Here is a 16659-nt window from a genome sequence, read left to right as displayed (position 1 = left end):
GAGGCTCTGATCGTTCGTGTTCACGCCGTACTGGATGCGCGTGCCGACGGTCACGGTCGCGCCGGAGTGCGCGGCGGCGGTCTCGGAGAACTCGAGGTTGTCGTAGCCGTCGCTGTAGGACGGGCCGATGCACCAGCACTCGGGGTCGTCGTCGTGCGAGCGGGTGTTGCCGCTGTGGAAGGCGCGGAGGTCAACGCCGCCGTCGCCCTCGACCCAGGTCGGCGTCCCGGTCTGGCCGTCGATGAGCGCCGTGTCGTGGCTCTTCAGCTCGGAGACGGCCTTGGCGGTGGCGAAGCCGGCGAAGGCGATGAAGATCGACTTCGAGTGGCTGGTGATCTGCGAACCGGTCGTCGTGGCGATCAGGTTCACGGATCCGCCCACGACGTGCGCGCCGGCACCGATGGCGGAGACGGTGTTGTCGCTGAGGTGCACCTCGGCGTGCGACACGGATCCGCCGGCCAGCCCGCCGCTCTCCGTGTCCGCATCGGCGTTCGCGACGAACGTGGCGGTGGAGAACACCCGCACCATGCCGCCGGCCGTGATGCTGACGCCGCTCGCATTCACCTGCGTGGCCGCCGTCGTGCCGCTGATGCCGTCGGGACCGGTGCCGACGAACGCCGACGTGTTCCCGGTGCCGTCGACGTGCGAGGACACGCCGGCGCCGGAGATGAGCCCGCCGGATCCGTTGCTCGTCGTGGCGGTCGCGTTCGTGTGCGTGGTCGCGCTGATGCCCACGTTGCCGCCGACGGTGATCCAGGTGGCCGCGTCGTAGGCGCGGACCGTCGGATTGATCGTGGTCTGCGAGGTCTGCGAGGTGAACGAGCCCGCGCCACCGCCGCCGCCGTTGGCTGCCGCGGTGGTGACGCCGTTGCCCGGAGGCGGCGAGGCGGACCGCAGCGAGGTGCCGTCGGCGGCGTACAGGCGCTGCGTGCCGGTCAGCGTGCCGGTGAGCTTCAGGGCGAGCTGCTGCGCCCCCGAGCCGGCGGTGAGGGCCGCGCCGGCGAGGAACAGCGTCTGGGCGCCGAACACGTGGCTGGTGGTCAGCGACTGCCCGGCGAGGGTGATCTGGCCGGATCCGTTCCGGCTGGCGACCGTGTAGGTGGAACCGTCGGTGAGCCCGATCCCGGCGGGCGCGAACGCCTGCACGGCGCTGGACTCGGGCGGTGCGGAGAGGTGGATCGGCGTCACGACCGACGCGGGCGCGCAGCTGGAGTCGCCGGCGTGGCCGACGGAGTCGCAGTAGTTCGCCGCGAGCTGGATCGCGTAGGCGCTCAGCCGGATCACGTAGTAGGTTCCGCCGACCGTGAGCTCCGGGATCTTCTTCGATGCGTCGCTGATCCGGTAGATGACGGCCTCGCCCGTCTGCAGGTTGTGGTCGGAGAGCGTGACCGCGTGGCTGACCGGGTCCACGTTCACCGTGGGCAGGTAGACGTTGTACGCCGAGCCGCTGTCGCCGGTGACATGCCCGCTGCCGTCGACGCTCACGTCCACCGCGTGGTTGCAGTACGCGCACGCGGGGTGCGAACCGACCGCGGGGATCCCTGGCCCGTGGGTGAAGGTGCTCGCCGGGGCGGACCGGTAGGTGACGTGCTGGCCGGCCGTGTACGGGGTGCCCCCGATCAGGTTGCCGCTCACGTCGCTGGTGTGGAAGATGCTGGCCGCCTGGAGCGCGTCCGCCTGAGACGTGTACAGCGCGATCGTGTACGCGTCGACGACCCGCACGTAGTAGACACCGCCGTTGGTCAGGCCGATCGACGAGGCGTTCGTCGGGTCGTAGCGGTAGATGAGGGCGTCGCCGTTCTCGAAGTGGTGCGGCCCGCTGAAGCGGAGCAGCCCGCGCGTGGCGTCGGTCCCCGACGCGGTGGCGGTGAGGCTCAGGGCGTCGATCGCGGCGGCCGTCCAGGTGACGCCGAAGCCGACGTGGTCGGGATCGGCCTCGCCGTCCACGGTGGGGACGATGGCGGAGTACACGTGACCGTTGCGCAGACCGCCGATCGGGGCCGAGGAGCTGTACAGCACCTGGTCGCCGGTGGACAGTCCGTGCTGCGGGAACAGCACCGTGTCGTCGGGGGCGGCACCGCCGTCGGCGTTCAGGCCGACGATGTCGTCCGTGAGCTGCGCGCCCTGCGGGTCGGCGAGCGACTCGGCGTCCAGGGTCACCGTCCCGCCGGCGAGGATCGTGGTGCCGGCGCCGAAGTGCGCGTCCACGGTGGGCGACGAGGTGGCGTCCGCGGCGGGCAGTCCGACGTTCGCGATGCCGCCGCCGACGACCTTGGCGGTTCCGACCGCCTGTGCGCGGTGCGAGATCGCGGTCACGGTGAGGCCGTTGGTGGCGCCCGTGCCGAGCACGACGTGCACGCCGGTGCCGAGGTACGCCTTGACCGTCGGGTTCGCGGTCGCCGAGCCGATCGCGGCGCCGATCGTGAGACCGAGGGATCCGGCGCCCGCCTTCGCGCCGCCGCCCGCGACCGCGGCGTCGTCGGCGGTGACCGAGAGGGATCCCGGCCGGCCGGAGACGGTGCCCACCGTGGCGCCGTTCTCGACGGAGGCGGAGACGCTGCCGCCGACGGTCCCGATCGCCTTCATGTCGGTGCCGGATCCGAGGATCCCGCCGGCCCCGCCGGTGACATTGGTGAGGGCGATCGCGCCCCGGCCCGCGTGCACCGTGATCGCGGTGTCCGCGCTGTGGATGTTCGCGGTCCCGCTGAGGAGGGCGGCATCGGCGCCGTCCATCGCGCCGGTCGCCGAGACGACGGACGCGCCGACGCCGAGAGCCACCGAGACGACGAACAGCGCGGTCGTCGCCGAGTCCGTCGCATCCGTCTTGACGCTCAGCTGGCTGGCCGTGACGAGCTCTCCGCCGAAGGACGCCGTGCTGCCGCCGTGGTCCTGCGCCTCCGAGCCGATCGCGCCGACGCTCGCGCCGAGGGACGCGTTGATGCTGCCGGTCGTGGACTTCACGGTGTTGTTCTTGATCGCGCTCACCGTCGCGGCACCGGTGAGCGTCACGGTGCTGTGCGCGCCGACCGCGGCGGTGACGAGGGCTGCGGACTCGATCGTCGCGTGCGAGTCGTCGGCGCCGACGCCGGCGAGCCCGCCGATGCTCAGCATGTCGGTCGCGGTGGTGGCGTTGTTCGTGCCGTTCGCGGTGACGGAGAGGGATGCCGCGTGCACGCCGCTGTCGACGGAGGCGGTGGTCGCGCCGGCGACGTCCGCGGTCGGCACGCTGACGTTGACGCCGAACAGGCCGCCGCCCGAGCCCAACTGGCTCTTCGTGAAAGCGGTGTTGTGCGCCTCGGCGTCGAAGCTGACGACGCCGCCGCTCGTGATCGTGCGGGTGCTGCTGCCGTGGACCGCGACCGCTTCGACGGTCGCCGCAGCGTGGATCTCGGCGTCGGCGAGGCTCACCGCGACGCCGGCGAGGCCGCCCACGCTGACGAGGAGCAGCTGCGACTCGGCGCGGTTGCCGCCGATCGCGCTGACCGCGACGTTCGAGGAGCTCGTGACGCTGCCCGACAGCTCGGCGTGCACGGCCCCGCCGAGCACGGCCTGCGCGGCGAACACGGCGCCCGCACCGACGAATCCGCCGCTGAAATTCTGGCCGATCGCGATCGCCTCGTTGCGGCTGTTGGCTCCGTGGAGGTCGGCGGTCACGGCGACCGCGCCGCTCGAAGCGATCGAGGCGTCAGCGGTCACGGTCGCCGCGATGTCGGCGCCGTCCGCGACGGTCGCCTTCGCGACGCCGACGTTCAGGCTGGCGCCGGCGATGCCCGCGATGTCGACCTCGGCGTTCGCGTGGTTCTCGCCGCTCGCGTGGACGGTGACGCTCGCGGATCCGCCGACCGTGCCGGTGAGCTTCGCCGTGGTGTGCCCGGAGATGGTGGCGATCGGGATCATCGCGGTGATCGCGGCGCCGCCGCCCGTGATCCCGGGTGTCGTGGCGCTCACGACGTTGCTGGCGTTCGTCTCGACGTCGACCGCGCCGCTCGTGGTGACATCGCCCGCCAGCTCGGACTCGGTGTTGCGGCCGCTCGTGGCGATGAGCAGCGTGAAGCCGACCGCGACGGCGCCCGTGGAGACGTTCACGGCGACGGGCTTCATGTCGGTGCGCGTGCCGGTCGCGCTCACCGTGACGCCGCTGCCGCCGATCGTGACGGTGCCGTGCGCCGCGGAGGCGGCCCGGGTCGTTCCGGTGTAGTTCAGGATCGCGACGATGCCGCTGATGCCGGCGAGGATGCCGCCCTGCGCCGAGACGGCGAGGATGTTCGGGGTCACGTGGTCGGTCGCGGTGACCGTGATGCCGCCGACCGCGCCGGCGGATCCGATCGCCACGTTCCCGATCGTCGCGGTGGTGTCGCCGCTGAGGTTCAGGACGGCGACCGCGACGCCGACGGCGCCGGCGGCGAGGGTGATGCCCACGGCGTACGCGGTGACCGTGCGCGTCGCGAGGGTCGTGACGTCGATCCCGGTGCCGGCCTGCGGGACGCTCGCCCCTGCGTCGATGTGCGCGGCCTGGGAGCTGGTGTCGTTCAGCACGACGATCTGGCCGGTCACGGAGATGCCGGCGACGGATCCGGTCACCGCGATGTCGGTGACGTCCTCGGTGAGGTTCGCGTGCACGCCCACGGTGCCGGCCGCGGAGACGTCGGCCGTTCCCGCGACGCCGGCGTCGGTGTGCAGGCCGATCGTGAGGACCGAGATGCCGGCGCCGAGCGCGCCGAGCCCGACGCTCGCGGCGCCCGCGAGGACGACGACGTCGAGGCGGTCGTCGGCGGTGACCTGCACGCCGGCCTGCATCGAGTGCACGGTGCCGTAGATCGTGGCGGACGTGCCGGCCGGCGGCGCCGGGTGTCCGGACGTCGGGTTGAAGGTGTCGGCGGTGATCGATCCGCCGGGCGACGCGGCGCCGAGGCCCTGGTTGGCGGTGTCGCCGCTCGCGTAGATGTACGTGCCGTACGGCGCGTCGACCGGCGTCCACTTCGTGCCGTCCGCGGCGATCGAGGCGCCCGAGGTGAAGGCGACGTTGGCCTGGTAGTAGTGGCCGCTGCCGTCGGTGACGATCACGCCGTTCTTGTACGTGTGGCCGGCCTGGTAGAGCGCGACCTTCTGCGCCGCGGTGCCGCTGAGCGCGCTGCCCCAGCCGTCGCCGCCGCCGGAGGCCGCGCCGTCCGCCTGACCCTGGGCCGACATGGCGCCGCTGTCGCCGGTGGTGGCGCTCTTCGGGTCGGACAGCTCCCAGTACAAGGTCTCCGACGGCGCATGCGCGTTCGTCGGGTCGCTGTTGTGGCGGGCGACGTAGGTGTGCCCGGAGGAGGTCACGACGTCGCCGGTCGTGTACGAGTTCGCCGAGGAGTACGCACCGCGCTGCGGGCCGTTCGCGTCGGAGTTGTACTGGTCCGTCGGGGTCGTGCCGATCGACCACACCGAGACGGCGCCCGCGAGGCCGACGAATCCGCCGCCGACGCTCACCGCGTAGCTGGAGACGTGCTTGATGGCGAGCGCGTTCACGGCGACGCCGCCGTTCGCCCAGACGTCCGCCGCGCCGATGTAGGACGTGACGCTGACGTTCGCGACGCCGATGTCGATGCCGCCCGCGGCGCCCACGAAGCCGCCGGCGACGCCGCCGGCGAAGGTCAGCGAGTCGAGCCGGTCCGTCGCCGTGACGGTGACGCTCTGGTTCGACGCGACGCCGCCGAGGATGGATCCGGAGCCCTTGTTCACGGTCGTGCCGTCGTCGATGAAGGCGGCCACGCCGACCGTGAGGATGCTGACCCCGACGTTGCCGCTGACGCCGACGAATCCGGCTGCGAGACCGGCGACGATCCCGAACAGCTTCTCGGTCGAGCCCGCCTGCACCGCGAGGCCGTGCACGGTCTGCGTGCCGAAGCCGTCGTTCGCGATCGTGCCGTCGTCGACGCAGCCGTCGCCGGCGATCGTGCAGCCGTATCCTGCGCCGAGGCCCTTGACGGTGACGGTGTTGTTCGTGCCCAGGTAGGCCTGCGTGGACTTGGTGGCGACGACGACGTCGACGCCCACCCCGACGCCCACCCAGCCGACGGCGAGGGAGGCGGTCACCAGGATCAGCGACGTGTCGTCGGAGGCGAGGACGGCGATGTCGCCGTCCGAGCGCAGGGTGACCCCGTCGCCCGTGTAGGCGTTCGTGAAGGTCTTCAGCACCGTGACCCCGACCGTGCCCGCGACGCCGACCGTGGCGCCGGCGGCGGCGAGGTTCACCGAGACGACGGCGTCGCTCGTGTGCGAGACGACTTCGATGTCGTGCTTCGCGTTGACGATCGCGTCGTGGGCGATGTAGGCGTCGGCGTGCAGCTCGACGACCCGGACCGCGGCGGAGAGGCCGACCGCGGCGGTGCCGCTCACGGCGACGGAGGCGGCGATGCCGAGCGTGCGGTAGTTGTTGCCGGCGGCGACGCGCAGGGACTGCCCGGAGGACGCCGACCCGTCGTTCGCGGTGCAGGCGGCGGTGGCGCAGTTGATCTTGGCGTGGTCGCCGATCGACGCCGTGGTGTGCACCGTGAGCACCGAGACGGATCCGGAGAGGTTGACGGCGACGGTGCCCGCGGCTCCCGCCGAGACGCCGAGGGAGGCGATGTAGTCGCTGTTGGTCGCGGTGACCGCGACGCCGGAGAACCCGGAGGAGGTGCCGGTCGTGATCGTCTGCGGACCGGTCTGGCCGGCGTCGGCGCCGGGCAGCTGTCCGGAGCGGACGAAGCTGTGCGAGCGGCCGCTGCCCGTGGAGGTGAAGACGATCGGGACGGTCGCGCCCGGGACGGCCATGCCGTCGTGCGCGCAGTCGTCGGCGTTGAGCGTCGCCTCGCACTTGGTGCGAGCGATCTGGAAGTGGCCAGGGGTGTTGTCGACGACGTAGTAGGTGGCGCCGTCCACGAGCCCGCCGATGGCGGTGCCGCCGCCGGCGCTGTACACGACCGGGTCGCCCACGGCGGCCTGCGGGTCGTACGGGAGCACGATGGAGTCGGTGCCGACGTCGACGGCGGGGTTGAAGCGCGGGGCGTCGTCGCCCGCGGCGCCGGGGGTGTTCGTCGGGATGAAGCGCTGCGATTCGCTCATCATCCCGGAGGGCAGGGTCATGCCGGTGATGATCGGGGAATCCGCGTTCGGTCCGCGGATCTGGATGCAGGTGCCGCACCCGTTCACGAGGTGCACGAAGTACGTCGCGCCGTCGGAGAGACCCGTGATCGGCTTGCCGCCGCCGGCGTCGTAGACGACCTGCTGGCCCTCGACGAAGTTGTGCGTGTAGCCGAGGTTGATCGTGGTGCCGTCGGACATGAGGCCCTGCGGCAGCGGCGTGTGCGGCAGCGGAACCGGGTAGCCGCCCAGGTAGCCGCGCGGGTCGAACCGGGTGTCCACCCCGGAGGTCGTGTAGCCGCCGGTGTTCACGGTGCCGTGCGTGGTGGCGCCGCCGAGCGCCGTGACGACCGCGGACGAGCCGATCGTCGCGTTCGTGGTCTTGGTGACGACCGGCACGGCGACACCCGCGCCGATCGCGGCGGTGCCGCCGGCGCTGATGTTGCCCGCGATCACGAACAGCGTCATCGCCTCGTCGGCGGACACGATCACGTTGCCCCCGGCACGGACGTTCGCGCCGGATCCGATGCTTGCGGTGGTGGTCACGACGATTACCGGGACGGCGGCGTTGACGGTGACCGCGGCCGTGCCGCCCGCGGAGACACCGGCGGAGATGGACTTGATGTCCTCGCGCGAGGTCGAGGTGACGACGACGTCGCCGTTGGCGTGCACGGTGGAGGACGATCCGATGGTCGCCGAGGTGGTCTTGTGCAGGTCCTCGACGTCGAGGCCGACGCCCACGCCGGCCGTTCCGCCGACGGCCACGGCGCCGGCGAGCGCGAGGATCGTCGTGGTGTCGGAGGCCGTGACGGCGACCGACTGCGAGGTGCTGCCGCTCGAGTTCGTGCAGCTCACGCCCACGCAGTTCACCGTCGTGCTCGAGCCGATCCCGGCCGTGGTGACGTCCGTGAGCACGTCGACCGACACGGATCCGGCGATGCCGGCGTTGTTGCCGCCCGCGCCGGCGACCGCGACGAGGAGGATGTCGCCGAGCTGGGTGGCCGAGACCGTGAGCCCGGTGGCGCCGTCGGCCTCGATGTCGGCGTGGTCGCCGATCGTCGCCACGACGGTGCCGCTGCGGACCAGGAGGGCGAGCGAGGCGCCGACGCCCGCGCTGCTCGTGGAGATCGCGACGTTGCCGGACGCGATGCTGAGCTTGTCCGCCATGTCGGACGCGGTGACCGCGACGTCGCCGCCCGCGTGCACGACCGCGTTGTCGCCGATCGTGGCGGAGGTGGCGTGGTCGCCCGGGTTGATCACGATGACGGCGAAGGTGCCGGCGACCGCCGCGCTCGAGTCGGAGGCGCTGCCGCCGACGACGATCTCGAGCAGGTTCTCGGTCGAGGCCGCGGCGACGGAGACGCCGCCTCCTGCGGCGACCTTCGCCCCGGCGCCGATGCGGGCCTTCACGTCCTTCGTCATGACGAGGACGATGATGGATCCGGCGACCGAGGCGGATCCGCCGCTCAGCGCGAGCCCGCCGGAGACGTCCACGATGTTCGTGTCGTCCTGCGCCGAGACGTTCACGGACTGGCCGGAGCCGCCGGTGGCCGTCTGGTTGACCTTGGCGCCGTCGCCGAGGTAGGCCTCGGTGTCGAACAGCAGCACGTCGACCACGATCGTCGCGCTCACCGCGACGCCGCTGCCGCCGACGGCGCCGCCGAGGGCGAACGACGACATGGCCGGAAGGTGGTCGTCGATCGTGCTGTTGCCGGTCGTCGGCGCGAGCGGCGCGTATGTCTGGTGCGCCGTGACGCCGATGGCGCCGGCGGCCTGCAGCGTGGTCGCGGCCGTCGAGCCCGTGCAGTCGGGGTCCGTGGTCGGGTCGGCGCCGGAGCAGACGGCGGCGATCGTCGAGACGGCGGGCAGGATGTTCACGGCGAACGCGCCGCCGATGCCCTTGCCGCTCGTGGACAGCGCCCCGGAGAGCGCGAGGTTCAGCAGGCGCATGTCGGTGACCGCGTTGACGTCGATGCCCTGCGTCGAGATGACCGTGGCACCCTGGCCGATCCGCGCGGCGGTGTACAGGTTGAGGACGTTGATGCCCGCCGAGGCGGCGATGCTCGTGCCGGACTTGCCGCCGGCGGCCGCGAACGCCCAGACGATGAAGTCGTCGTGCTTGCCGGCGGGGGTGATCGCCTCGACCGTGACGCCCGCGCCGGTCACCGTGGCGCCCTGCAGCACGTGCCCCTTGTTGCTCAGGTTCAGGTAGTTGAAGCCGACCGCGGCACCGATCTCGGTGCTGCCCGAGGTCAGGTCGAAGGCGGTGCTGATGGCCTTGGCCGTGTTCCCGGTGAGGTCGGAGGCGCTGACCTTCACCGCGCCGCCCGTGGCGGTCACGGTGATGCCGCCGCCGATGCGGGCCTCGTTGGCCGCCTCGATCCAGTTCCACGCGATGGACGCCGCGATCCCGGTGCCGCCGCCGCTCTTGCCCGTCTTGCCGCTCGCGCTGCTGTTCGCCGAGGTCGTCTGGTCGTTGGATTTCGGGGTGGTCTTCCCGGCGGTGGCGCCGGTCGTGTTCGGGTTGTCCTTGATCTGCTGGTTCGACTTCGTGTCGGAGCTGTTGTCGCTGTCGCTGCTGCCGCGCGCGCTGGCGGTCGCGTTCGCGGCGTCCGCGAGCTCGGAGGTCGCCTCGATCGTGATCGCGGTGCCGCTGATCGAGCGGTCGATCGCCGCGAGGGTGTTCCAGTCGAGGACGACGTTGAGGGCGACGATGGCGCCGACCGCGACGTCTTTGCTCGCAGCCTCCGCCTTGCCGGACGTGTCGAGCTCGTCCGTGTGCTCCGCCAAGACGGTCACGGATCCGCTGACGGTCAGCGCGGATCCGCCGCCCAGGCGGGCGGTCACCGTGTCGTGGTTGCTCACCACGAGCGCGACGGCCGGCGTGATGGCGGGGTTGTCGCCGCTGGTCTTGGTCCCGGCCTCGACCTCGGCCGACACCTGCCGCCAGCCCTTCGCCTCGATCTCGACGTTGGCGCCGCCGGAGACGGCCGCGCCGTCCTCGACCTCGGAGCGCACCCGGTTCGACGGGAGCAGGGTGACCGGATCCTGGCCGGAGAAGATGTTCAGGGCGACCGAGGCGCCGACGCCGACCGAGTCGCCGGTCTCGGCCTTGCTGGTCGCCTTCGCGGCGTCGCGTTCGTTGCTGCGGCTGCGCAGGGTCAGGTCGTCCGTGGTGAGCGTGATCGACGCGCCCGCCGGGACCACCGCCTCGGTGCGGTTCTTCACGATGTTGATCGCGACGGATCCGGCCACGCCGATCGTGGTCGAGTCGCCGGCGCCGGATTCGGCGTGCGCCTCGAACTCGTGCTCGTCGAGACGGAAGATCTGGTCGGCCGAGGGCGAGGACGGCAGGTCGATCCCGTGCAAGAAGGGGCCGGCGACCGTGCTCCACGCGTGCCCGCTGGACGCGAAACGGTACAGGCCTGCGCTGTGGCCGAGTCCGTCGTCGGCGGTGAGCTCGTAGTAGTCCTTGTCCTTGGGACCGCCGGTGGGCAGCTTCTCGCCGGACTCGTCGCCGGCGTACTGCCAGGCCGAGCCGTCCCAGCGGTAGAGGCTGCCCTGCGGGTGGCCGGCGTTCGGCACGGTCAGGACGCAGAAGGCCGGGCTCGAGGTGTGTGCGCAGTCGCTCAGCTTGCTCTTCTCGGGCACGTCGCCGGCGAGCACCGCGCTGCCCCAGCCGCCGCCGGAGGAGTACTGGTAGACGCCCTTGCCGTGCGAGCCGTCGTCGGCGCTGAGGTGGAAGTACTGGGTCGCGTACGGGCCGGGCAGGTCCTTGCCGCGGTCGATGACGTCCCACGAGGTGCCGTTCCAGTGCCGCAGCACGTCGTGGTTGTCAGGGTCGGCGAGGTCGGTGATCCCCGCCTCGGCGTCGAGGCCGGTCGCGACGATCGTGGAGGCGCCGGTCGCGGCGCGGTTGGTCAGGTCGACGGCGTTGACCCCGACACCCGCGCCGACGCCGACGGCGGCCTTCGCGGTGGTGTCGCCCTTGCCGTGCGCCGAGGAGTCGGTGTGCGCCGAGCTCTTCAGGGTGACGGCGGCAGTGTCGGACGTGATCGTCAGGGCGTCGGCGATCGTCGCGGTGCTGACGGTGGTGACGATGTTGATCGCGAGCGCGGCGGCGACCGACAGGGACGGCGAGCTCGAGCCGCTGTTGTCCTGGCCGTCGGCGGTGCCGGTCTTCGGGGTCGAGGTCTTGCCCGAGTCCTTGCCGGCGGCGTTGTTGTCCTTCTGCGTCTTGTTCGCGTTGCCGAGGTTGTTGTCGGCCTTGCTGTTGGTGTCCTGACCGTCGTTCGAGGCGCCGCTCGCGGCCGCCTCCGCCTCGCTCGTGGTCTGCGAGCTGCCGGTCGCGGTGAACCCGATCGCGCCGTGCGCGTGCAGGCTGCGGTCGGTGTGCGCGTCCACGGTGTGGTTCACGACGGCGAGGGCCAGGGAGAGGCCGATCCCGGCGGTGGATCCGACCGTGGTGTCGCCCTTCGCGGTGGTGTCGACCGCGCCCGTGAAGGCGGCGGTCACCGCGATGGCTCCGGCGACCTGGACGGTGGGACCGGCCCCGAAAGCGGCCTGAGACGATTCGTTCGCGATCGATACCGCGACGGAGGGGGTGACGGTCACCTTGCCGCCCTGGCCACCCGCGTCGGTCTCGTTCGTCAGCGCATCGGCGTTCGTCGAGTTCAGCGTGATGTTGCGCGCTCCGACGACCGGGGGGCCGTTGGGCGCGGAGGTGTTCAGGTCGAAGCCGGTGAAGACGTCGTTGTTGACGAGGTTAAGGGCGACGGACGCGCCGATCCCGACGGTCGCTCCCCCGGACTGCGCCGCGGTGGCCTTGGTCGTGCTGCTGCCCGCGGATCCGGCGGTCATCGTGATGTCGCCGACTCCGGTGATCTGGACTCCCCCGCCGCCGAGCGGCGACGCGTGCACGGCCGCGGTGGTCTTCTCGTTGAGGAGGTTCATCGCGAAAGCGCCCGCAAGGCCCAGGGTGCCGTCCGAGCTGGACGCTCCCGCGGTGGCCTCGGCGTCGATCGTGTGCTTGGCGTCCGGCGCGGTGTTCATGATCGCGGACAGCGTGAGGCCGGTCGCGGCGTGCACCGTGCTGCCTGCGCCGATCGAGGCGTCGTTGACGATGTTCACCAGGTTGACGGCGACGGCCGCGCCGATAGTGAGCGACGAGCCCGTGCTCGCGGTTCCGGTGGCGATGGCCTTGGCATGCGTGGTGTTGCTGGTCGCGAAGGTCACCTGACCGGCCGTCGCGGTGACCGACTGCCCGTCGGCGAGCAGAGAGGTCGAGCTGGAGTCGACGATGTTGAAGACGATCGCCGCCGCGACGGTGATGGAGGTCCCGCCGCTGCCGCCGGCGCCGTCGCCGGACTTCACGGCGGGGGTCGTGGAACGGCTGCCCGCGCCGCCGTTGGCGCTCGAGGTGCCGTTCGCGAACGAGGCCTGGCTGTCGCCCTTGTGGTTGACGGTGGTGGTGTCGCCGCCCGGGTCGCTCGCGGAGGCCTCGCCTTTCGCGCCCGCCGAGCTCGCGCTGGCTTCGGTATCGGTGTCGCTCGCGCCGTCGGCGCGGAAGCTCACGTCGTGGCCGGCGACCGCGATGCGGCCCAGCGAGGCGTCGGCGCGGTGCGTGGCGAGGGTCATCGCGAAGGCGGCGCCGATGGCCAGGTCGCCGCCGTCGGTGGCGCCGGTCGCGACCGTCTTGGCCTTGGCGGTCTGGCTCGCATGCGCGGCGATCGAGCCGCCGACGTCGAGGGTCGCACCGTCCACGATCCCCGCGGAGGTCGACACGTTGTCGACGTCGAGGGCGACCACGGCGGTCAGCGTGAGGCTGCCGCCGCCCTTCGCGCCGCTCGTCGCGGTCGTGCCGCTGTCGCTCGCGCCGGTGGCGTTCAGGGTCAGGTCGTGCACGCCCGCGAGCGTCGCTCCGCTCGTCACCCCCGCGTTCGTGGTGACGTCGACGACGTCGATCGACGCGGAGGCGCCGACGCCGACGGACTTGCCGGTGCCGTCCTTCTTCGAGGTCGCATCCGTGCGGTCCCGCACGTTCGAGCCGCCGGTCAGGGTCAGGTTCGCGTGGACCGTCGGGATGCCGCGCACCTCGGCGAGGTTCTTCACGACCGCGACGTTCACGGCGAGGGATCCGGCCACGCCGACCGAGCCGCTGCCGGACGCGCCGGACTGCGCGGTCGCGGAGTACTGAGACTGAGCGGGCGCGACCGCCTCGACGGTGACGCCGGTCGCGTTCAGGGTCGCACCCCCTGCGAGATACGCCTCGGTGGTGAAGGTCGCGACGTTCACCGCGATGCCGATGCCGATGCCGCCGGATCCGTCGGCGTTGCCGCCCGAGGCGGACGCCGAGTCCACGTTCTTGGCGCCGGCGTGCACGGTCTGCGTGCCGCCCGTGGTCGTCACGCCCGTGCCCCCGATGTAGGCGTGCGTGCCGCCGGTCAGGATCACGACGCCGAGGGCGCCGGCGATGCCGCTGTTGCTGCCGCTGGTCCCGCCTGCGGCGCCGTCGGCGGTCTTCGCCTGGCCGTTCGCGCGGGCGGGATCGTTGACGCCCTTGTCGTTGCCGGTCGAGCCCTTGGGGCTGGTCTGCGCGGTCGCGGTGGCGGTGGTGTCGCTGTCGGCCGCGACCGCGAGGTCGGCCGCGGTGATGGCGGTCGGCGAGGCGGAGTCGATCGATGCGGTGGTGTTCTGGTTCAGGATCACGACCGCGATCCCGGCGCCGCTGTTCGCGGGGGTCGCATCGCCGGTCGCCACGACGTCGACGTGGTTGATGGCGTGCAGGGCGGCATCGCCCGTCGCGGCGAGGGTCGCGGTGCCGGTCAGCGTCGTCAGCGCGTCGCTGAAGACGGTCACGGTCGCGACCGCGGCGTCCTGCTGCGCGGTGGATCCGTCGCCGCCGGCACTGCCCTCGCTCTTGCCGCTGTCGACCTGCGGGTTCGCGGTGCCGTGCACGTCGCTGGTCGCGGTGAGGGCGGCGGTCGTCCCGCTGCCGAGCTGCGCGTCCCCGCCGACGGAGACGGTCGCGCCGGCGTCGATGATGAGGTTGTCGGTGTACTTCTCGTTCGCCGTGAAGGTCGGCACGGACGCGGTCGCGGAGAGGGTGAGCGCGCCCGTCGTCGTGTGGATGGATCCGCCGTCCACGGTGACCGCGGCGTGGTCGCTCACGATCACGCCGTAGAACGAGTCGGGCGTGACGGTCGAGGTGGCGGTCGCGGTGAGGCTCTTCGCGGTCACGTCCGCATTCGTGAACGAGATCGAGGTGTCGGCGCAGTGCGTCGCCGGTGTGCCGTTCACCAGGCAGGAGAGGGCGCTCGAGACGCCGCCGCTGACGGTCTGCGAGGCGGTCAGCGACACGTCTCCCGCGGTGAGGGACATCCCGCTGTCCAGCAGGATCTGCCGGAACACCACCGTCAGGTTGGCCGTGGCGAGGTCGAGCGCGCCGTGCAGATACAGGACGTCGTTGCCGGTGCCCTGGATCGTCAGCGAGTTCGTCGGCGTGACGAAGTCCGTGACCTCGGCGGCACCGGGGCAGCTCATGTTCAGGCTGCCCGCGGTCGCGGACGGGGACAGCGTGCAGGTGGCGTCCGCGGAGCCGAGGTCGAACGCGATGTCGGCCGCGGTGTTGATCGTCATGGGCGCGATGCGGGTGTAGATCACCGTGGTGTCGTCGAGGACGACGGTGCCGGAGTGCGCGTCGACGGGACGCGACACGGTCCTGGCCGCCGATCCGGCGAAGTTCAGGGTGTTGTAGCCGTCGCCGCCATCGAAGCGGACGGTGAGCGCGGGGTCGGCGGTGCCGCGGTCGATCACGAGCGTGTCGTCGTGGCCGCCCTGCACGTCGATCTCGGTGATGCCGGCGAGGGCCGTGGAGACGGTGCCGGCGGCCGTGGTGAAGACGGCCGTGCCGTCGGAGCCGAACGAGAGCATCCCGGTCCCGGTGGGCAGCTGCACGGTCCAGGTGCCGGCCGCGGGGGCCACGGGAAGCGTGGCCGTTCCGGCGGCGGTCGTGGACGACGGGGTGCTGCCGGACCCGGTCTGAGTGGTGCTGGTCTGGGTGGTGCTGGTCTGCGTGCTCGGCGCCGCGGGGCTCGTCGTGCTGTCGGTCGGTGTCGTCGATCCGCTGGTGTCCGTCGCCGAAGCGCCGGTCGAGCCCGTGCTGCTCGAGCTCGTGGTGCTCGAGTCCGTGGTGCTCGAGTCCGTGCTGCTCGAGTCCGGAGCGGGTGCCGGGGCCGGAGCGGGTGCCGGGGCCGGAGCGGGTGCCGGGTCAGGCGCGGGAGCGGGATCCGCCGCAGGGGCCGGGGCGGGCGCCGGCAGCAGCGACGCATCGACCGCGTAGCTCTCCCCCGCCGAGAGCGAGGGCGTCATGACGGTGCCGGGCGTGTGCTCCAGGCCCAGCACGTGGCCGAGCTCGTGGCGGACCACGGTGAGCAGATCCATGTGCGCCGACGCCGGGTCGTTCGGGAACGTGACGTTCCAGCCCCAGCCCGCCGCGTGCGCGTCGATGACGACCGCCCCGGAGTCCTCGCTGCCGAGCCACCCGCCGCCGAGGTCGCCGACGGAGGCGCTGAACCCGGAGAAGTCCGCGTTCGGGTCGACCGCCGTCCACTCCGCCTGCGCCTGGGCGACGGCGTCGTCGAGCTGGCCCTGGGTGAGCACGGCGGAGGCGTCGACCGGCGTGGCGGGAGCCGAGTCGGCCATCAGCGGAGAGGGGGCGTCTGTCGTCGCCGCGGCCGTCCCCGTGGTGCCGGTGGTCGTGGTCCCGGTGGTCGATCCGGTGCCGGTCGACCCGGTGGCGGGATCCGTCGATCCGGTCGACCCCGTGCCGGTCGCGGGATCCGCGGAACCCGTGGCGGATCCGGTGCCTGTGGTCGAACCGGTGCCTGTGGTCGATCCCGTGGGGGTCGTCCCCGTGCTGGTCGAGCCTGTGGTTCCGGTGCCGGTCGTCCCCGTGCCCGTGGTCGATCCCGCGCCCGTGGTCGATCCCGTCGAACCCGTGCCGGTGGAACCCGTCGCGGCCGGCGTGCCTGAGCTGCAGGTGACGGAGTTGCCGTCGGCGCTCCGCACGCAGTGCATCTGCGATCCCGAGGCGGCAGGCGCGGGATCCGCCGGCGTCGTCGTCGAAGCGGGCGGAGCGGCGGGAACCGTCGTCAGCACCGTCACAGGAGCGCTCGACGCGACCTGCTCGGTGGTCGACCCGACCGGCGCCTGAGCGCCGGCGGCGGCCTGGCTGTTCGCCTCCGCCTGCGCCTGCTGCAGAGCGGCCTCGTACTGCGCCTTCGCGGCGAGGTAGGCGCTCAGCGCTTGCGCGTAGGCGGCGAACTGACGCTGCGCGTCCATCGCCTCGAGCCGCTCCTGGCTGAAGGCGCGGAGCATGCTCTGCACGGTCGAGGACGGCGTCCAGACGGCTGCGGCCGTCGCGGGTGCGGCCGAGGCGGGCAACGGGGCTGCGGCGGCGCTCGTGGGCAGCGACAGCACCAGCGCCGTCGCGAACGCGGCGATGATCGCCACGACGCGTGTGCGCCGGCTGCGCGCGCCGAATCGATCCGGCAC

Annotated in this window: 1 protein-coding gene (only partly in view); it reads right to left on the bottom strand. The window is 72.3% G+C overall.

Annotated features, from left to right (window positions below; translation table 11 throughout):
- Positions 1-16659: the 5' portion of an Ig-like domain-containing protein gene (locus tag ACTJJZ_RS00515; RefSeq protein WP_440719208.1), read on the bottom strand. Its footprint begins 13665 nt before the window's first position; the window shows 16659 of its 30324 coding nt (coding positions 1-16659); it begins with the start codon at positions 16657-16659; its stop codon lies beyond the left edge, outside the window.

The organism is Microbacterium sp. 22242 (assembly GCF_052045495.1).
Taxonomy (GTDB): Bacteria; Actinomycetota; Actinomycetes; order Actinomycetales; family Microbacteriaceae; genus Microbacterium.
This window is presented reverse-complemented; position numbering and strand designations above follow the sequence as displayed.